Origin of the sequence: Vibrio sp. 10N.286.49.E11, assembly GCF_041469505.1 — a bacterium.
Classification (GTDB): Bacteria; Pseudomonadota; Gammaproteobacteria; order Enterobacterales; family Vibrionaceae; genus Vibrio; species Vibrio crassostreae_C.
Genome location: NZ_JBFRKQ010000070.1, coordinates 1 through 19,841, shown reverse-complemented (window position 1 = coordinate 19,841; position 19,841 = coordinate 1). Strand labels below are relative to the sequence as shown.

18 protein-coding genes are annotated in these 19,841 nt (G+C 45.9%); 12 read left to right on the top strand and 6 right to left on the bottom strand.

The genetic code is table 11. The features are described 5' to 3' along the window. Positions 1 to 70: 70 nt before the first annotated feature. Complete coding sequence (locus AB4167_RS16570) at positions 71 to 2,503, top strand: response regulator (RefSeq protein WP_372136769.1); 2,433 nt, start codon at positions 71 to 73, stop codon at positions 2,501 to 2,503. Positions 2,504 to 2,654: 151 nt separating this feature from the next. Here the strand turns inward: AB4167_RS16570 and AB4167_RS16565 are convergent, their stop codons facing one another. Next, entirely contained in the window at positions 2,655 to 3,407 is a 753-nt protein-coding gene (locus AB4167_RS16565) for an SDR family NAD(P)-dependent oxidoreductase (RefSeq protein WP_017061222.1), read from the bottom strand. Between the two features lie 12 nt (positions 3,408 to 3,419). After that, entirely contained in the window at positions 3,420 to 4,115 is a 696-nt protein-coding gene (locus AB4167_RS16560; protein ID WP_017061223.1) for a sulfite exporter TauE/SafE family protein, read from the bottom strand. A gap of 362 nt (positions 4,116 to 4,477) precedes the next feature. Here AB4167_RS16560 and AB4167_RS16555 point away from each other — a divergent pair, with 362 nt between their 5' ends. Then, on the top strand, positions 4,478 to 5,794 hold the full coding sequence (locus AB4167_RS16555) for an aspartate aminotransferase family protein (protein WP_069595314.1): 1,317 nt from the start codon (positions 4,478 to 4,480) through the stop codon (positions 5,792 to 5,794). Positions 5,795 to 5,999: 205 nt separating this feature from the next. Here AB4167_RS16555 and AB4167_RS16550 read toward each other — a convergent pair whose 3' ends face one another. Next, positions 6,000 to 7,514: a PLP-dependent aminotransferase family protein gene (locus AB4167_RS16550; RefSeq protein WP_017061225.1), complete on the bottom strand. Its 1,515-nt coding sequence runs from the start codon at positions 7,512 to 7,514 to the stop codon at positions 6,000 to 6,002. Between the two features lie 239 nt (positions 7,515 to 7,753). Here AB4167_RS16550 and AB4167_RS16545 point away from each other — a divergent pair, with 239 nt between their 5' ends. The 4 genes from AB4167_RS16545 to AB4167_RS16530 all read left to right on the top strand — a co-directional run bounded on the left by AB4167_RS16545 (position 7,754) and on the right by AB4167_RS16530 (position 11,040). Next, on the top strand, positions 7,754 to 8,620 hold the full coding sequence (locus tag AB4167_RS16545) for a transporter substrate-binding domain-containing protein (RefSeq protein WP_065584482.1): 867 nt from the start codon (positions 7,754 to 7,756) through the stop codon (positions 8,618 to 8,620). A gap of 131 nt (positions 8,621 to 8,751) precedes the next feature. Then, entirely contained in the window at positions 8,752 to 9,390 is a 639-nt protein-coding gene (locus AB4167_RS16540) for an amino acid ABC transporter permease (protein WP_372136768.1), read from the top strand. A 137-nt stretch (positions 9,391 to 9,527) separates the two neighbouring features. Continuing rightward, on the top strand, positions 9,528 to 10,193 hold the full coding sequence (locus AB4167_RS16535; RefSeq protein ID WP_372135649.1) for an amino acid ABC transporter permease: 666 nt from the start codon (positions 9,528 to 9,530) through the stop codon (positions 10,191 to 10,193). After that, entirely contained in the window at positions 10,186 to 11,040 is an 855-nt protein-coding gene (locus AB4167_RS16530; RefSeq protein WP_102428101.1) for an amino acid ABC transporter ATP-binding protein, read from the top strand. Before AB4167_RS16535 ends, AB4167_RS16530 begins: the two co-directional genes overlap by 8 nt. Before the next feature lie 133 nt (positions 11,041 to 11,173). Here AB4167_RS16530 and AB4167_RS16525 read toward each other — a convergent pair whose 3' ends face one another. After that, positions 11,174 to 11,902 carry a UTRA domain-containing protein gene (locus AB4167_RS16525; RefSeq protein WP_004732583.1) on the bottom strand — a complete coding sequence of 243 codons (729 nt, stop codon included), beginning with the start codon at positions 11,900 to 11,902 and terminating at the stop codon, positions 11,174 to 11,176. A 211-nt stretch (positions 11,903 to 12,113) separates the two neighbouring features. On the opposite strand from AB4167_RS16525, the gene AB4167_RS16520 reads away from it, so the two are divergent. The 6 genes from AB4167_RS16520 to AB4167_RS16495 all read left to right on the top strand — a co-directional run bounded on the left by AB4167_RS16520 (position 12,114) and on the right by AB4167_RS16495 (position 17,497). Next, positions 12,114 to 13,217 carry an ABC transporter substrate-binding protein gene (locus tag AB4167_RS16520; RefSeq protein WP_372136767.1) on the top strand — a complete coding sequence of 368 codons (1,104 nt, stop codon included), beginning with the start codon at positions 12,114 to 12,116 and terminating at the stop codon, positions 13,215 to 13,217. Between the two features lie 61 nt (positions 13,218 to 13,278). Next, entirely contained in the window at positions 13,279 to 14,142 is an 864-nt protein-coding gene (locus AB4167_RS16515) for an alkaline phosphatase family protein (RefSeq protein WP_372136766.1), read from the top strand. Beyond that, positions 14,139 to 15,032: an ABC transporter permease gene (locus AB4167_RS16510; RefSeq protein WP_372102643.1), complete on the top strand. Its 894-nt coding sequence runs from the start codon at positions 14,139 to 14,141 to the stop codon at positions 15,030 to 15,032. Before AB4167_RS16515 ends, AB4167_RS16510 begins: the two co-directional genes overlap by 4 nt. Further along, positions 15,032 to 15,817 (top strand): ABC transporter permease, encoded by a 786-nt coding sequence (locus AB4167_RS16505; RefSeq protein ID WP_108155998.1) that lies wholly within the window; start codon positions 15,032 to 15,034, stop codon positions 15,815 to 15,817. The genes AB4167_RS16510 and AB4167_RS16505 overlap by 1 nt, the downstream gene beginning before the upstream one ends. Then, positions 15,817 to 16,836, top strand: coding sequence for an ABC transporter ATP-binding protein (locus AB4167_RS16500; RefSeq protein ID WP_372136765.1), 1,020 nt, complete (start codon positions 15,817 to 15,819; stop codon positions 16,834 to 16,836). Before AB4167_RS16505 ends, AB4167_RS16500 begins: the two co-directional genes overlap by 1 nt. 1 nt (position 16,837) lies before the next feature. Further along, positions 16,838 to 17,497 (top strand): HAD family hydrolase, encoded by a 660-nt coding sequence (locus AB4167_RS16495; protein WP_280532112.1) that lies wholly within the window; start codon positions 16,838 to 16,840, stop codon positions 17,495 to 17,497. Between the two features lie 75 nt (positions 17,498 to 17,572). Here AB4167_RS16495 and AB4167_RS16490 read toward each other — a convergent pair whose 3' ends face one another. Continuing rightward, entirely contained in the window at positions 17,573 to 18,238 is a 666-nt protein-coding gene (locus AB4167_RS16490) for a response regulator (RefSeq protein WP_010432275.1), read from the bottom strand. Beyond that, positions 18,235 to 19,605 carry an ATP-binding protein gene (locus AB4167_RS16485; RefSeq protein ID WP_108092646.1) on the bottom strand — a complete coding sequence of 457 codons (1,371 nt, stop codon included), beginning with the start codon at positions 19,603 to 19,605 and terminating at the stop codon, positions 18,235 to 18,237. Before AB4167_RS16485 ends, AB4167_RS16490 begins: the two co-directional genes overlap by 4 nt. Positions 19,606 to 19,841: the final 236 nt, after the last annotated feature.

Genomic DNA, 19,841 nt, shown 5'->3' with positions numbered 1-19,841 from the left:
GATGAATGACTACTATTATACTAGTTGAGTAATTGTAGTTTGCTAGGATAACAATAATGGTAATTTTTGTATGGTGACAAAAGGAAAACGCTACGTTGGGCTCTCCCGACAGTTGATCGGGATGATAATAGCGATCAGTACCTTATTCACAGTTATAGTGACAGGTCTCGGGTTGTATGTAGAGTACCAAAGTCGAGTTTCTTTTATCAGCTCTCAGATCGAGCAGGTCAAGGCTGGCTACCTTTCTGGTTTAACGGCCAGTTTGTGGGTTGAAGATCGAGAGCAATTGTTTGTGCAAGCCGAAGGCATCTCTCGCCTCCCTTCGGTCAGTTACCTTCTTATCGAAAGTCCCGATGAAAAAATTCTAGAGTTAGGTCAAAAGACCGAAGGCCAATCTTATTCTCAGTCTTGGGAAATGGTGCACCAGATGGGCGGCACAGACTTCCCGTTGGCGACGCTCACGGTTCAATCAGACTTGAGCATGATCCTAGATGACTTTGAAGAACGAGTGTTATTGTTGCTCGCCTTCGAAGCCGTTAAAATCTTCTTGTTGTCTCTGGTATGTTTAACCATCGTCTATCGTCTTGTCGTAAAACGTTTGATGACCATGTCTTCCCAAATCAACCAGCAACAGGTCGAAGACAACAAACCGCGCTTTATAACGCCAACTCACTCTACTTACAAAGATGAGATATCGACTCTAGAGAGTAGCTATAACCGATCGGTAGAACGTATTCGTCAACAATATCAAGAGCTGGAAAAAGCCAAAGACGTTGCTGAGGTGGCCAACCGCAATAAAAGTGAATTCCTTGCCAATATGAGTCACGAAATCCGTACCCCAATGAATGGGATTATCGGGTTATCGTCTTTGCTCTCTGAAATGGATATGCCGAAAGAGCAAAAAGAGTACATCAACATGCTCAATACCTCTTCGCTTACTTTGCTCGACTTAATCAATGACATTCTCGATTACTCGAAGATCGAAGCGGGGCGACTAGAGCTTCAGCAAGAGCCGATGAAAATGATGGGCATTGCGGCCGACGTTGAATCAATCTTTCGAGTGAAAGCCGAACAGAAAGGGCTTCGATTCCAATTAGCGATCGACCCTAAGATCCCAACCATGGTGATTGGCGACGGTACTCAACTAAGACAAGTCCTAAATAACTTAGTAGGCAACGCGATTAAATTTACCGAGCATGGCCACGTCACGCTCTCGCTTCGTTTGGAAGAGGTGGTTGAGCCTGAGCAAAAACTCAGAGTGAGGTTCGAGGTTGTCGACAGCGGTATCGGTATTGCAGAAGACAAACAGAAATCGGTGTTCGATAAGTTTCAACAAGCCGACGGCAGTACCACACGTATTTATGGAGGCACAGGGCTTGGTCTAACAATATGCGAGAAGATAGTGACATTGATGGGCAGCAAGCTTGAACTCACCAGTGTTGAAGGTAAAGGCAGTACCTTCTATTTTACGGCTGACTTTGACCCGTGTTTAGAAGCCGATGAAAGCAATATCGATTTCAATAAGGTTTCGGTTCTGCTTGTGGATGATAGCCAGCTGAACATGCGTATAACGTCTACACAGCTTCAATCCTTTGGCGTTAAGTCTGAGTGCTGTGAAACGGCAAACCAAGCGTTAGAGTTGGTTTCAGAGTCTGTGGCTCAGTCATCACCTTATGCTCTCGTTCTGATAGACAAAGTAATGCCGTCCGTTGATGGCTTTCAACTGGCGAGAAGCTTAGTTGAACGCTTTGGTAGCGAGTGTCCCAAGTTAGTGATGATCTCTGCTGACCCTAGAAAGCAAGATGAAGCTCGTGCTAAACAAGTCGGTTTTGTTGCCTACATTGCGCGTCCTTACCAAGATAATCAGCTTAAATGGACCATCAGTGAGGTACTCGCGAGAGCGGCTGATACTTCAGTCTTTACCTATCCGAACAGAGGAGAGGTTGCGTTTAAAGACAATGAACCTGTGCCGTTAAGTAAATCTGCAGCGGTTGTTAAAGATGCTCCCATTGTCTCTGTAAACGCCACACCAGCCGATAAACAAGCTCCAATTCAAGCAGAGTCAAAACCTGTCGCAGTTGCCGGAGAATTTAGTGGTACAGTTTTAGTTGTTGAAGACTCGCGAGTAAACCAACAAGTCGCCAAGATGATGCTCAAGAAGCTTGGCTTTGAGGTTGATATTGCCGACAACGGTGAAATTGGTGTCGAGAAATTCAAAGTCAACGAATACGAGATGATTTTTATGGATTGTCAGATGCCGGTTCTCGATGGCTTCGAAGCGACCAAGCAGATCCGAGCGCTCGAAGAAGGGGCTGCAAAGCATATTCCAATCATTGCGCTGACGGCCAACGTCGTGCAGCGAGACAAGCATTTGTGCTTCGATGTAGGCATGGATGAGTTTTTACCTAAACCGGTTAACCAAGGCAAACTGAGAGAGATCGTAGCGAGTTTCTTGTCGAAAGAGACGGAATCAAACAAAGAACATGAGCAGCAAATTGTTTAGTTGAGTATCTCTAATCTTACTTTCATTAAAAGAGTAATGAGGCGAATTAGACATAGTCTTTTATGCCGTTGGTTATATTTGAAGTATCGTGTGAAAGAAATGATAAAGGTGGCCTGAAAAGACCACCTTTTTTGTATGTGTCGGTTTGAACTTAATCTCTATCGATTGCGAACGCAGACCATGCTTGACGTGTCGGCATCACTTCGACTCGGTTAATGTTGATGTGATCTGGCAAGGTTGCGATATAAAACATCTGCTCGGCAATATCCTCTGCTGACAACGGTGTAGTGCCTTGGTAAAGGTTGTCTGAAGCCGTCTGGTTACCTTTAGTTCTTACAAGAGTAAATTCCGTTTCTGCAATACCAGGGGAGAGGTCAGTCACTCGTACCCCTGTGCCTTGTAAGTCACAACGTAGGTTGTAACTGAACTGCTTTACGAACGCTTTGCTGGCACCATACACATGGCTTCCTGGGTAAGGCCACTGTCCGGCGATTGACCCAACATTGATGATTGAGCTTCCTGCGCCTTTTTTAATTAACGTAGGCAACAGCGCATGAGTAACATTAACCAAGCCTGTGACATTGGTATCGATCATAGTGTGCCAGTCTTTCAAGTCCACATCAGGCGCGCCTTCTGGTGCCAAAGCTAACCCAGCATTATTGACCAATGCGGTAATCGATGAAAATTCAGCGGGTAATGAATCAATGGCTTGTTTTACGGCGTCTGCGTCTCGAACGTCGAGTTGAATTACATGCACAGGCACCGTTAATTCTTCCTTTAGGTCGAGTAGCCTTTCGATTCGACGACCAGACAGCACTAACGACCAGTTATCTTCTGCGAAACGTTTTGCTGCCGCTTTGCCGAAACCAGAGGTTGCCCCTGTAATGAACGCTATCTTATCCATAAATACATCCTTCTAATTTGAAATTAACATAAGTAGTGCCATGCCGATCAAAATCGGCGCGGTCGTTGTTTTTGCAGACAAGTTCGGTACTGATAGATACAGTTTTTGCCCCAGTACATTGCCAATCAAAGCTGCCGGTAATAGCCATAAACCTGTGATGAACGATTCTTGGTTAAATGCGCCAATCCATATGAAGCCGATCAGTGAAATCGCTGAACTCAGCAGAAAAAACACAATCGCGGTGGCTCTCTGTTCACTGGTTTTAATGGTCAGGTTCATCAAATACGTCACTAATGGCGGACCTCCTGAAGAAGCGGTGGTCATGCTAAACCCCGAAATGGCTCCCGCCCAAAACGCGTGTCGTTGGTGCAACCAAGTGAGGCGTAAGTCCAAAATAATCAGCGTGCCAGCGACCAAAGACATCATCGCGATAAAGGCCTTCAAGCCTGATTCCGATATCGTGCTAATGAAATACAGCGAGAAAGGCACCGCAACCAACATGCCAATACACAGCGGCGCAATAAGCCGGATATTGATGGTGGTTTTACTTCGCTTGAGCAGAGGAAAGGCACTTAAAAAGTCCAACAAGATAGCGATGGTTACCGCTTGCAATGGTGGAACAATAAAGCTGAGGGAAAGCGCTACGATAATCGCAAACCCAAATCCTGAATAGCCTCGAACTACTCCTGCAAACAGAATCAATGTCATCGCTAATCCTAATTCCACTCTTGCTCACCTCTTTGCTTTTGATATTGCTGCTGCGTTAATTAGCGTTCGATGAGACCTGTCTCGTCTGCCTTTCAATCTATTCACACCTAAGAGTTTTGAATAGAGCCAGATCGACGATTGGATTGGGTCAGGCTGTTTGTTGGATCGGGGATGAGACTTGGGCTGATGTACTGGCCCAATGTTTTGTTGAAACTGACACTATGACCTCCGCCCTGTTTGGGATGAAGATTATTCCATCCGATAGCGCAGCCTTTTCAATGTCGTGTTTTGTGTCTTTCATTCTCGAAGACGAGCCAAGCACGAGCGGCTGTGAATCTAGTGTTGTTAATGGAGACGATGAAATGGAAGTATCAACAGAACAGCTTGTGAACCAAGATATTATCGACCTCGACAAGAGCGTATTTCATTCTTGGTCGATTCAAGAAGCAGCGGAGCCTATCGCCATTGCGGGTGGGCAAGGATGCAAAATGTGGGACTACGAAGGTAAAGAATACCTTGATTTTAGTAGCCAACTGGTTAACACCAACATTGGTCATCAGCATCCACAAGTGATCAAAGCGATTAAAGATCAGGCTGATTCATTAGTGACCGTTGCCCCTGCGACCGCCAACCTCACTCGTGGTTTGGCGGCTAAGCGTATCTTGTCGAAAGCGCCAAGCTCGTTTAAGAAGGTGTTCTTTACCAATGCAGGGGCAGATGCCAACGAAAATGCGATTCGCATGGCGCGACAATTCACAGGGCGCGACAAGGTGCTATCTGCTTACCGTTCTTACCATGGCAATACAGGTACTGCTATTGCTGCGACGGGGGATTTTCGTCGAATTCCAAACGAGTATAGCCGTGGGCACGTTCACTTCTTCAATCCATTTCTCTATCGAAGCGAATTCAACGCGGCGACTGAGGCAGAAGAGAGTGAGCGTGCCCTGCAGCATTTAGAGCGAGTGATTGAATGCGAAGGACCAACGGCGATTGCGGCGATTATCCTAGAGACGATTCCGGGAACGGCTGGTTTTCTCATTCCGCCCAAAGATTACCTTATCGGCGTGCGTGAGCTGGCAACCAAACATGGCATTCAGTTGATATTCGATGAAGTCATGGTCGGCTTTGGCCGCACGGGTAAGTGGTTTGCGTTTGAGCACTTTAATGTAGTGCCAGATCTGATTACTTTCGCGAAAGGGGTGAACTCGGGTTATGTGCCGGCTGGTGGCGTGGTGGTCAGCGAACCGATCGTTGAGCACTTTAAGTCAAACTTCTTTATGGGCGGCTTAACGTACTCTGGTCACCCTTTGGCGATGGCTTCTATCGTTGCAACGCTCGATGTGATGGAGCAAGAGGGCATTGTCACACATGCTGATAACGTCGGTAACAGCGTTCTAGGGCCGCTCCTACTGAGCCTTCAAGAGTTACACCCTATGATTGGTGATGTGCGCGGTAAAGGGATGTTCTGGGCTGTAGAGCTGGTGGAAGATCGTGAAAGTAAAACACCTTTAAGCAATGAAAAAATGGGGCAATTGAAAGCGCAATTGACCAAGCGAGGCCTGTTGACCTTCATTGTGAATAACCGCATTCACGTTGCGCCACCTTTGGTTATTCAGCCAAGCGAGATAAAGAAAGGCGTTAAGATCATTGATGAAGTGTTGTTTGAACTTGCTTCTTAATTCTTCAATAAGATAGCTAGCACAGCAACCAAGGCACTTTGGCAAAGGATTCCCCGTTCTTTTCAAAGTGCTTATTTTTCCTGAGTGCTTGGCTTTTGAGTGTCTAGCTTCCAATTGGTTAGGTATAGTCGAAAAAGAGCATCGATTGATGCTCTTTTTTACGTCATTGTCTTGAATAACAACGTCTACATAACCCTTTGTGATGCTAGCTCTTCATTACCTCTGACAGCTCTTTGATGCCGGGGGCGATCAAGTCTTTGTCGATGGCGTGAAAGCCCAACCTGAAATAAGAATTAGGATCAAATTCGGATGAAGTTTCATTGCTCAACTTCGTTTCAGGATCGGTCATGAAGTGAGAATACCCTGTCTCAATCAAAATCCCTTTTTGTGCGGCTCGTGACGCTAAGCGTTGGCTATTGATGTGACTGGGCGTTTGTAGCCACAGAGAGTTGGCCTGCTCGCTTTGAGCCAGTCGCTTGCAGTCAGGTAAGTACTTCAAGACAGCATCGTTGATCAGCTTCCAGCGCTGGCGAGTGTTTTCTCTAAAGCGCCTCACAAAGCTGTCGTAGTAGCCTTGTTCAATAAAGTGCGCTACTTCCATCTGAACACGGCTTGGCGCATGTCGGTACATCAAGCGACGCAGTATTCTAAGGTCGTAGATTAACTCTTCAGGTGCCACGATGTAGCCTAACCTCAAGCCGGGTGCCAGTAGCTTAGAGAAGCTGCTGACGTAGATGACTCTCCCTTCCTTGTCATTGGCTTTTAGCGCGGGTTTAGGATTCCACTCCACGTTGCACTCGGCGTCATAGTCATCTTCGATAATTACCGCGTCATTGGCTTTGGCCATTTCAAGTAACTGAGTTCGACGCTCATCACTCATGGTGACGCCGGTTGGAGCTTGATGGCTAGGCGTGACATAGAAGTGATCACACAGTGAAGAGTGCTCATTGAATCTCAATCCTTGTTCATCCACTTGATGCGGGTGTAACTGCGCGCCAGAGAGATTGAAGATGTGATTCGCTTCTTTGTAGCCGGGGTTCTCGACTCCGACTCGACTCTGATGGTTCATGAGCAAAGTCGAAATCAAATACAGCGCATTCTGCGAACCTAAGGTTATGAGGATCTCATCACTTTGGGCATGAATACCGCGCTGTGGGAGCACCCTTGTGCGTATCTGTTCGACCAGCATGTCGACGTCTTTATCGACCTTGTCGCAAAGCCAGCGGTGATCATGTGGGTCTGAGGTGACCTTTCTTGTCGCTTCTCGCCATTGAGCTAATGGGAAGTCATTGATAGAGGGTTGGCCAAAAATAAATGGGTATTGGTAACAACTCCAATGCGAGGGTTTGACGATGCGTGGGTATTGGCCCAATTGCAGCTTAACGCGTTTGCTCCAATCCGGTGCATTGTCGCTGTCGGCTGATTCAAAATGATCCAAACTCGCGTCGATAGTATCACTCGGGTTTTCATACTTTTCTGAAAGGTAATAACCACTGCGAGGCTTACTGATGAGGTAGCCATCGTCGAGCAAACTGTCGTACACCAACGAGACAGTATTGCGTGAAACACCCAATTGGCTAGACAGCTTACGACAAGACGGAAGCGCTTGTTCAGCCGGAAAAATACCATTCAATATCGCCGTCACCAAATAGCTACGTACTTGTTCTTGCAGGCTTCTTTTGGAATCAAACTCGATGAAACAATTGTGATTTATCGCCATGAGATACAGTCCTTATTCTCAGTGAACCTCAGTCCAATTTGTATAAAAGAGCAAGAAATGCGCCAGAGTTCATATTGATGTTTTAAGAGTGTGTTTTGCTCTCTCTAAACCCCGAAAATTACGTTGTCCCAAACTAGAAAATCGTTCTGTCCCAACCTGAAAATTAAATTGGCTCTACGTCTCCGATGCATTCCGTTCATAAAGTAAAGGCAGGCAAATAATCTCGATAAGGAAAGCGTATGAAACAGGGAATGACGATGAAGGCATGGGTTTCAACAGCGGCAGCGACAGTTGTACTGGGTTGTTTTGGAGTCGCACAAGCATCGGAGCTTGCAGCCATCGAAAAGCAAGGCTTCATGAAAGTGGCGACAGAAGACAACTACTCTCCATTCAACTATATCGACCGCGGTAAGCCTGCGGGGATTAACAAAGATTTGCTTGATGAGTTACGTGAATATTCGAAGTTCGATATCGAACAAGAGATCTTACCTTGGACAGGACTACTCGCTTCGGTATCTGCGGGTCAATATGATGTGGCGTTAACTGGCGCGATCATTACCGATGCTCGCTTGAAGGCCTTTGATTTCACTCCACCTATCGCTTCAGCGCAGCATTACTTCTTAACCAGAGCTGACGCGGAAGATATTAATACGGTAGCCGATTTAGATGGAAAAACAGTGGGCTTACAAGCGGGCAGTGCTTTGCTAGAAAGGCTTCCAGAGCTCGAAGTGATGCTCGAAGCACAAGGCAAATCTTTGGGTAAAGTGGTGCAGTATCAATCCTACCCAGAAGCGTATTCCGACTTGGCAATCGGCCGAATAGACTATGTGATCAACAGTGTGGTTTCAGTTAACGAGGTAGTGAAGTCGAAGTCAAAGGTATTCAAAAAAGGCGAAGCAGTCTCTGGCCCAGGTTTCGTTAGCTGGCCAGTTCCTAAAGATAATCCTGAGCTTTTGGCTTACCTAACGGAATTCTTCCTACACCTTGAGCAAACAGGAAAAATGGCAGAGTTGCAGAAGAAGTGGTTCGGTGAATCGTTCGACCAACTCCCTTCAGAAGCCATCACTTCGGTTGAGCAGTATCACAAGCTAACAGCCGTTCAATAGATGAATAAGCATGCGCTGACACAAACAGTTAACGGCTGTTTGTGTCCATGCCAATGGGTTCAAAGCGGTTTAACCCATGAGTCATTGGCGCACAATCTATCGAAAGAAGTCGCTGATCAAAGAGGTCGTTTATGGATTATTACGCTTGGGAACAGTTGCTACAGGGCGCGTGGGCAACGGCATGGATATCGGCAGTATCGATTGTATTAGGTGTCGTCATCGGCCTAATGATTGCCTTAGTTAGAATGATGAAAATCCCGTTTGTGGATCAAATATTGGGTATCTATGTCAGCTGGGCACGAGCAACGCCTTTGGTGACACTGGCTCTGTTTATTTTCCTTTCTTTTCCGTCATTTGGCATCAATTTAGATAAACACGTTTCTGCTATTTTAGCTCTCACACTCAATACATCGGCATTCAATGCAGAGATTTGGCGCAATGCCTTTCTTAACTTTTCAAAAGGTCAAATGGAAGCGGCAGAAGCCATTGGTATGAGACGTATCACTTATTTTCGCCGCATCATGTTCCCGCAAATGGTGATCATGAGCCTACCAGCGCTAGTCAATGAGATGTCGTTCTTAATCAAAGGCAGCCCAGCGATTGCGGTGATCGGCATCGTCGACCTAACTCGTGTCACCAATCGAATCTCTGCGGTTACCTATGAACCACTTGGGCCGATTCTATGTGCCGGTGCCATTTACATGTTGATTATTGGCGTGTTGGTGAAGTTGCAAGCGGTGGCTGAAAACCGAGCTACTTATCTGCAGTAGTAAGTGTGGCTATCAGTAATCTACCTCAGTCACAGCTATCAACAACAACCACAGTTTAGCCGTCATGGCTACTTGGTCAGAAACACCATTTACCTGCTTGTGATGCGTTATTGAGCGGGTAAGTTTAAGGAGTAAATATGGAAGAATGGAATATTATCTGGCAACAAAAAGAGCTGTTTGCTTCAGGGTTTGTGACCACATTTTATCTTTTTGTTTCGTCTTCAATCTTGAGTTTCGTCATCGGTATTGGTTTGTTGTATTGCCTCGAAAACTCAAAACTTGGTGTGAAGTACACCATCAATAGTTTGATAGGCATGATGCGCACCTTGCCGTTTCTTATCTTAGCGTACCTGCTCTATTACGGGTTGCCGCAGGTTGGTATTCGACTCGATGCTATTACAGCGGGAATCATCGCGCTAAGTCTCTATCACGGTACCTATTTTTGTGAGATTTTCCGAGGTGTTCGTAAAGGGCTAGAGCCAGGTTACATCGAAGCAGCGCACGCTTATGGCTTCTCTAAATTCAAAACCTTTACCCGAGTTATTACCCCAAATGTGTTGTTTAAGTCGGTTCCACTGATCACGAACCAACTCATCATCTGCTTAAAAGACACTGCGTTTCTTAGCATCATCACCGTCGCAGAAATTACCGCGGCCGCCAACAGCATTCAATCAACGTACTTCATCCCATTGAATGCGTTCATCATTGCTATCGCGCTCTACTGGGCCGTGAGTATTGCACTTGAAACCATCACCAAACGAATCCAAACCAAAGTTGAACTTAGAGGGCTTAGCCATGCTTAAACAATCAGAGATTATTGAAACGGAAGCACCGATTAACCCTTCTTTGGGCGTGAATTTGGAAGTGATTGAGTGCGAACCACTATTGGAAGAACGAGAGACGATCATTAAGGTTGAAAACCTGTCGAAACAGTTTGATGGCATCGAAGTACTGCGAGACATCAACCTCAACATCAACAAAGGCGATGTGGTGAGTATTCTCGGTTCGTCAGGTTCGGGGAAATCGACGCTATTACGTTGCATGAACTGGTTAGAGCAGCCAGAGCGCGGCACGATTTTTATGGGTGATGAGCGTATTGGTATCAACTCTGAAACGGGTAAGCCACTCAAATACAAAGAGTTGGCGAAACTTCGAGAGCGCCTTGGTATGGTTTTCCAAAGCTTCAACTTGTGGCCGCATCTCACCGTGTTGCAAAACGTTATGGAAGCGCTGGTTCACGTTAAGAAGATAGCGAAATCAGACGCCGAAGAGATGGCACGTAAGCAACTCGATAAGGTTGGGATGTCGCACAAACTAGAAAACTACCCAAGCATGTTATCGGGTGGGCAAAAGCAACGTGTCGCTATTGCCAGAGCTCTCGCGATGGAGCCGGATGTGTTGCTGTTTGATGAACCAACGTCAGCACTCGATCCTGAATTGGTCGAAGAGGTGTTGTTGGTGATGAAGAAACTGTCGCAAGAGGGCTACACCATGGTGGTTGTGACACATGAGATGGAGTTTGCGCGTCAGGTATCGGATCAGGTGGTGTTTCTTGAAAAAGGCATATTGATTGAAAAATCCAACCCAGAGAAGTTTTTCACTAACCCAGATTCATCAAGGGTAAGACAGTTCCTCAAGCTTGATTCATGAGTTAGATAGCTTGCACAGCTTCAAGGTTCGATCGTTAAAAAACTCCGTCAGAATTTGTCGGAGTTTTTGTATGTTAGCTTTTTCTTCCCAAACCTAAACTTAAGCCTAAAACTATACAAATGGCCATGTGGCGCTAACCAATACTGTCAATATGAATGACCACAGAGTCCGGTCGCCAGTATTCCAACTCGCAGTCCATTAGCTCACCGTCTTGTTTGTAGTTCACTCGACAGATCTTAAGAACAGGCTGCCCCTCAGCCAAATTCAGCGCCTTGGCGACATGAGCAGGGGCAGAAGTTGGAATTACATCAAAACGCGAGCGTTGGGTCTCGTAGCCGTATTTTTCTCGGTAGATGCCTGTCAGCGACATGGTGAGGTTTTCTGACAACACCTTCTCAAACAACGGCGCTTTTAAGACGTTTTCAACAAACAGCACCGCTCGGCCATCAATAAAGCGTAGTCGCTCAATCACGTGTATCGGCGTTATCTGTTCTATCTCTAATGCTTTGGCGTAATCGCCCGCGGCCATCTCTGTGCGGGTGCTCAGCAGCCTTGTTTCTGCAATACGATGTTGTTCGCGAATCATTTGATGAAAGTGAGAACGAGACAATGGGTTGTAGCGAATTCGTTCGGGTGACACATACCAGCCTCGACGCTCTTCTCTGTATATCAGACCTTCGGTTTCTAATGACACCAATGCATCTTTGAGCGTGATTCGTGTGGTGGAAAACAGCTCGCTAAGGTTTCTTTCGGATGGCAGTTTTTGCCCTTCAATGAAGATACCTGATTGAAGCTGCTCTCGAATACTCGCCTTAATTCTTCCTAACTGTGTCCCTGATTGCCCGGTGCCCAATGTTCTCATTACTGATCTAGTCCATAAGTTCGTGTGCTTAATAAGGTAAACCATGGAGTTAACAGGAATGTGACAGTAAACAATGGCTTATTGTCATATGAGTGAAATATAACTGCCACGTAAATGCACTCGAACTGTCAAATAACTTACGGTAAACCGTCACATTCCGGCTATAGCATACAAAACGAACTTACTGACCTAGTCCAGAAGGATAGAGACAATGAAAACTTTGCTTAGCCGTTCAACTGTATCGCCAGCTAAATTAATCGGTTCACCTGCAAAATTAATCGGCGCAACGCTAATAACGGCAACACTTTCAATGCCAGCGATGGCGAAGGATGCTGATCTTGAGTCACTGATTGAAGCCGCTCAAAAAGAGGGTGCTGTTTACAGTGTGGGTATGCCAGACAGTTGGGCAAACTGGAAAGGCACATGGACTGACCTGAAAGCAAACTACGGTTTGAAGCATCAGGATACCGATATGAGCTCGGCTCAAGAGCTCTCGAAATTTGAAGCAGAGAAGAAAAACGCAACCGCTGATATTGGTGATGTGGGTTTCGCATTCGCACGTGTGGCCGTAAAGAAAAACGTCACTCTGCCATACAAACCAACCACTTGGAATGACATTCCAGACTGGGCAAAAGACAAAGATGGTCACTGGGCTCTGGCTTACACTGGCACCATCTCTTTCATTTCCAACAACAATCTTGTTGAAGATGCGCCGAAAACTTGGAGTGACTTACTAGAAGGTGACTACAAAGTCACAGTCGGTGACGTAGGCGTAGCAGCGCAAGCAAACAACGCGATTCTAGCGGCTGCATTTGCTAACGGTGGTGACGAGTCAAACCTAAAACCGGCGATTAAATTCTTTGGTGAGCTAGCGAAGCAAGGCCGTCTGTCTTACACCGACCCAAGCATCGCGAATCTTGAAAAAGGCGAAGTGGAAGTGGCAATCATGTGGGACTTCAACGCACTGAACTACCGCGACAAGATCGACCGTGAGCGCTTTACAGTCAGCATTCCACAAGATGGCTCAGTGATTTCTGGTTACACCACCATCATTAACAAATACGCACAAAACCCGAACGCGGCGAAGTTGGCTCGTGAATACATCTTCAGCGACCAAGGCCAAATCAACCTAGCAGAAGGTTACGCACGTCCAATCCGCAGCAACATTACGCTACCTCAATCAGTACAAGACAAGCTGATCTCGAACGATGAATACAGCAATGTGCACCCAGTGACTGACTTCTCAGCATGGGAAAAATCAGCACGTCGCCTGCCACGTCAATGGCAAGAAAGCGTATTGATTCACCAGCAGTAACCCCGCTTAACACGCCACCTGTAACGGGTGGCTTATAGAAACAAGCAATAGAGAATAGACCATGAGCAATAAGGTTATCCTTGTTGTTCTAGATGGACTGAACTATCAGGTAGCCCGTGATTGCATGGGCTACCTGAACGGCCTTCTAGAACTAAGCAATTTGCAGACAAAACAGGGCACTTCGCAAATCATGAGCGCGCAAAAAAACAAGCTGCGCGCCACGCTTTACCCTGTGCAATGTGAGCTGCCATCTATGTCACGCCCGCTGTATGAGTGCATTTTAACTGGGGTTCGCCCTGTCGAGAGTGGCATCGTTAACAACCAAATCGTGCGTTTATCGAATCACGAGTCGATCTTTAGCTTGGCTAAATCGCAGGGCAAAGTGACGGCTGCAGCGGCATATCATTGGGTGAGTGAGCTGTATAATCGAGCGCCATTTGATGCTGTACGCGACCGTTTCACTAACGATGAAAGTATGAACATCCAACACGGCTGTTTCTACCATTGGGACCACTACCCAGATGAAGCCTTGTTCTTGGATGCAGAGCACTTGCGCGTGACTCATCAGCCTGATTTTTTGCTGATTCACCCAATGAACATTGACGATATGGGACATAAGCATGGGTTGGATTCTCGCCAGTACCGCAATAGTGCACGTGGCGCGGATATCTACCTATCAAACTATCTTGAGAAATGGGTAGACGATGGTTATCAGGTGATCATCACCAGTGACCATGGCATGAACAATGACCTGTCTCATGGTGGCATTTTGCCTGAAGAGCGCGAAGTACCTTTCTTTGTGATTGGTGATAAGTTCACACACCAAGAATGTTCAGTGAAACAGACCGACATCTGCGGCAGCGTTTGTCAGTTACTCAACCTTGAACACGATAAATCTTACACTCAGGAATTGTTGGCCCTATGAGCAGTTCTGTAATCATGCAGAGCGATGGCTCTGCGCTTAAACCCAAAACCAAATCTTTGTTTCAACGCTTCAAGCCCGCTTTGTGGCTTGCGCCTTTCGCGCTGTTCTTCTACCTGTTCCAACTGGCACCTATGGTTTGGGTGCTGATCAACAGCTTCTTCTATGACGATGAGCTCTCTCTCGAAAACTATTCTGAAATATTCGATTCTGCTTTCATGATGCAGGCTTTTGGCAACAGTTTATGGTTGTCGATTTGGTCGAGCATTGTTGGCTTGGCGATTGCGACTCTGTTGGTCTCTTCATTGCGCCGTGTTGATTCTAAAATCCGCGATGCGGTGATTGCCTTCACCAACATGAGCAGTAATTTTTCTGGCGTTCCGTTGTCTTTCGCTTTCATCATCATCCTTGGGACCAACGGTGCGATTACCTTGTTGCTCAAGCAGTATGGATTGCTGGGTGATTTCGACCTTTACGGCAAGTGGGGCTTGCTGGCGATTTACATCTACTTCCAGATCCCATTGGCGGTGTTGTTGCTGTATCCAGCGTTTGATGCTCTGAGTGACGACTGGCAAGCCGCTTCGGCACTGCTTGGCGCGAAAACTTGGCAATACTGGACCAAAATCGCGCTGCCTGTGTTATCTCCGGCTTTGTTCGGCACCTTCATCATCTTGATTGCTAATGCGATTGGCGCCTATGCGAGTGTGTATGCGTTGACCTCGGGCAACTACAACGTGATTACGATTCGAATCGCGAGCTTAGTATCAGGCGACTTGTTCCTAGAGCCAAACCTAGCCGCTGCAATTTCCGTGATTCTGATGGCGATGCTGGCCTTCATCACAGTGATTAACCAATGGCTGATCAGTAAAAGCTACGCAGGGAAGAGAAAGTAATGAACACCGTAAATACTCGCTTTCATAAAACGGTTGTCTATTCGATTGTCGGCATCATGATGATCCCGATCTTAGCGACCTTTATCTACTCGATCTCTTCTCGTTGGGGCGCAACGATCCTGCCGGATGGCTTCACGTTAGATTGGTATATCAACCTGCTGACCGATCCTCGCTTCTTACAAGCTTTTGGTCGTTCACTGTTTATCTGTGTGGCAGCACTGTCATTGAGTGTGGTGTTGGTCTTGCCTGCGATTTTCGTGGTGTTTTACTATTTCCCGAAACTCGACAAGGTGATGAATATCCTGATCTTATTGCCATTCGCGGTGCCACCCGTGGTGTCGTCGGTTGGCTTGCTTCAGCTATATGCCGATAGTGAAATTTCCTTGATAGGCACACCGTGGATCTTGATTGGTACTTATTTCACCATCGCGCTGCCATTCATGTACCGCGCGATTGCCAACAGCTTTGAAGCGATCAACCTGCAAGACTTGATGGACGCGGCACACCTGCTCGGCGCGAGTACTACTAAAGCATTCTTGTTGATTATTCTGCCAAACCTTAAGAAAGGCTTAATGGCGTCACTGTTCTTGTCGTTCTCGTTCCTATTGGGCGAGTTCGTGTTTGCCAATATCTTGGTGGGTACACGTTACGAGACACTGCAAATCTACCTATACAACATGCGTCAAACCAGCGGCCACTTCACGTCAGCCCTTGTGATGACGTACTTCCTGTTTATTTTCTTACTGACTTGGTTGGCAAGTCGTTTCAGCCAGGGAACAAAATAATGAGCTATGTAAATGCAAAAAACCTCACCAAGAGCTTTGGTGACAACATGGTGTTTGAAGATATTGAATTTTCCATCGAGAAGGGCGAATTCATTACTCTGCTTGGCCCAAGTGGCTGTGGTAAATCGACTCTACTGCGCAGCTTGGCTGGCCTGAATCCGGTCGATGGTGGCGAGATCTGGGTCAACGGTGAAGAGATAACTCACCAAGTGCCGCAACAACGTGGCATCGGCATGGTGTTTCAATCTTATGCCCTGTTCCCTAACATGACGGTTGAAGGCAACATTGCGTTTGGCCTGAAAATGAAAAAGCTTGCTGCTGACGAGATTAAACGTGAAGTGGCGAAAGTGATTGGGCTGGTGGAATTAACGGGCAAAGAGAAGTTCTACCCGCATCAGTTATCGGGCGGTCAGCGTCAGCGTGTCGCCTTGGCAAGAGCCTTGGTAGTGAAGCCGCGTATTCTGCTACTTGATGAGCCGCTTTCGGCGCTGGATGCGAAGATCCGTAAACACCTACGCCAACAGATCCGAGATATTCAAAAAGAGATGAATCTGACCACGATCTTCGTGACTCATGATCAGGAAGAAGCGATGATCATGTCTGACCGTATCTTCTTGATGAATAAAGGCGAGATCGTACAAGCGGGTACACCCGAAGAGATCTACACTCAACCTGCCAATGAGTTCGTTGCTGGGTTCATGGGGCACTATAATTTGGTGCAAGCAAACCAAGCCAAGCAACTTTTCAACATTGAAACGGAATGGAAAGTGGCGATTCGACCGGAATCTATCTACGTGAAAGAGCAAGGTCGACAATATGGCGAACATATCTCTGCGCCAAAAACCGGTACCATTCGTAACCACCAGCTCTTGGGCAACGTGATTCGCTACCAGGTAGATGTCGATGAATGTGAATTAACGGTCGACTTATTAAACCGTTCCTCAGAACGACTGTTGGCAAACGGCAGCCAACTTGAACTCCTGTTTAACCTTAACGAAATTCAACCTGTGAGAGCCTAAGATGTTCAAACCTTTGTATGTATTTGATATGGACGAAACGCTGATCAATGCTGATGCAGCAATGCTTTGGAATGAGTTCTTGGTTGAAAAGGGCATTGCCACTGCGCCCAACTTTATTGAAGAAGATAAGCGCCTAATGGGCCTGTATTCGGAAGGCAAACTGAACATGGAAGATTACCTCACGTTTTCCATGCAGCCTTTAGCCGATATGCCAACAGAGCAAGTCACCGCCTTGGTGGAAGAGTGTGTTGAACAGCATATTTTGCCTAAACAGTTCAAGCAGTCGAAACCTTTGATTGAGCAGCTTGAGAATGATGATATTGATATGCTGATCATCTCTGCCAGCGTGACTTTCTTAGTGGAAGCTGTGGGCCGTAAGATTGGTATCGAGAATGCACTTGGTATTGATTTGATTGAAAACCAAGGTCGTTTCACGTCTCAGATCTCTGGTGTGCCAAGCTACCGTGAAGGCAAAGTGACGCGTTTAAAAGAGTGGTTAGATAAGCAAGAAACTAACTACTCAGACATTCACTTTTATACGGATTCAATCAACGACTTACCTTTGTGTGAACACGCTGATTTTGCTTACCTAGTAAACCCATGCCCGCGTTTGAAAGCACTGGCTGATCAACCGAATTGGTCGATTCTCAACTGGGATTAACGCGAACCTTATATTCGATTTAGGTTCGTTCTAGAACTCATCAAGCCGCTGACTACAGCGGCTTTTTGATTCGTATTATTCTATTTCTAGTTTGTAACCTATCCCGTAAATGGATTTGATGTAGTCACATTTTTCATTTATCGAGACCATTTTTTTGCGTAAGTTTTTAATATGGCTATCGATAGTGCGATCACTGACCACTCTTCTATCGTCGTAGATTTTATCAATCAATTGATCGCGACTATAAATGCGGCCAACATTTTGATAAAGAAGGTGCAAAAGCCGAAACTCAGCTGGCGTTAAACTTAGCTTAATACCACATAGGACGGCGGTCATACTCAATTCATCAATATCAATGGCGTTCGTTGCTGACGTGGCTTGGGGCTTGTTGGAACGGCGCAAAATATTTTTCACCCTCACGACTACTTCTCTCGGGCTGTACGGCTTACATATATAATCATCTGCACCCAATTCAAGCCCAACGAGTCGATCGATCTCTTCGACCTTGGCTGTCGCCATAACCACTGGGATGTCACTGAACGTTCTCAGCTCTCGATAAATATCCAACCCGTCTCTATTGGGTAGCATGAGGTCGAGAATAATGAGTTTAGGCGATGCTTGCTTTACCCAGTCAATGACAAGGTTACCATCGATAATATGATGACTTTCAAGGCCAGAGTGCTCTAAGTACTCACACAGTACACTTGCTAATGCAGGCTCATCTTCGACGACTAAAATCACGATTTTATTTCCTTTGGTAACGCTATGATGATTCGTAGTCCACCCAATTCTGAGTGGTCGGCAGTAATGTGTCCTTGGTGCGCTTCAACGATATTTTTACAGATAGATAATCCAAGTCCAGAACCGCCACTTGAGCGACTACGCGATTTATCAACGCGGTAAAGCCTCTCAAATAAACGTGGAAGTGATGCATCAGGTACACCTGGATCACTGTCTTCAACGTTGATAATAATACTATCACTAATGTCGGTAACATCTATCGATACATACCCATTATCGCCAGTGTATCGCGCGCTATTTTCTAACAGATTCACAAACAGTTGTGTCAGTAATCTCTCATCACACGAGGTAAACAGTGGCGCCGAATGGTCATAGTGCTTTGTTAATGTGATGTTTTTTTGTTCTAAACGGATCGAGTTTTGAACGATCACAGAATCAATCAGTTTATGTATATCAACGTTGTTTTTAACATTGAGGTTAAATCCGATGTCATACAGGGAGAGTTGGTGAAGATCCTCAACGAGTTGACCTAGTGTGATGATTTGTTGATGTAACGAGTCGATGTATTTTGGTTCAGGAGATCGGATACCGTCTTGTAGCGCTTCTAGTTCACTTCTAAGCACGGTGATAGGCGTTCTAAGTTCATGTGAAATATCTGATAACCACTGTTCTCTAAGTGTTTTCTGTTTTCTTAGTGTCTCGACAACACCGTTGAATATTCCGATGAGATCGGACAATTCATCATTGCCGCTTTTTTTAATGTAGAAATCGAGATCGCCATTTTCGATAGATTTGGCACCTTTCGACAAAGCACGCAATGGTTTCAAAAATCGCCTAACAAGAAACAAAGAGATAAGGAATGAAAGCAACACGGTAATCGATGCGATAGTGCTTACATGCGTCGTTTGTTGTTTGAAAAAGCTTTCTGCTAAAGGCCCTGATATTTCATCCATCTGGACGATGGAGATATACCCAATAACTTGATCATCCAGTGTTATTTCGACTAGTGCTTGATGCTGACCATCTTCAAGGTGATGTAGGTTTTCAGGCGGTCCAATTATGGCTCGCCCGTCTTGATCTAAAATGTTGAGTCGTTGCCAAATAGGTTGAAGGCCTGGCGCTTCCGGCTCTCTTAATGGTGGTGGCGATGGGTGTCTGTCACGAGGATGTGGTCGTGAGGGGCCGCTAATGCTACTGGCGATTAAATGTGGTTCACGCTCTAGCCGCCTCCACTTTTCGGAAGGTGAGTAATATTGCTTTAAGTTATTGGCGAGTTCTTGAGCTAGGGCAATCTCATTATTATTTGTGAAATCTTGGAGCCCTCTTTGAAAACTGGAGTTAATAAAATAGGTCAGTACAAAGAGCATGGTCACGCACACCATTAGTATTGAAACAAACAGTTTGGTGAAAATTGATATGCGCACGTTCTCTCCAGAAATTAAAGTGAATTAAGACGATAGAGTGAGTTAAGACAATAAAATGAGATAAACCAATATTAGCCCTCGATCGTGTGGGAAATATGGACATTGATTTCTTTATTCATCTTAGGCCATGTATAAGCACTCTTTTGTTAGAAATGAATAGGGCTTTGTTTCCTAATTGG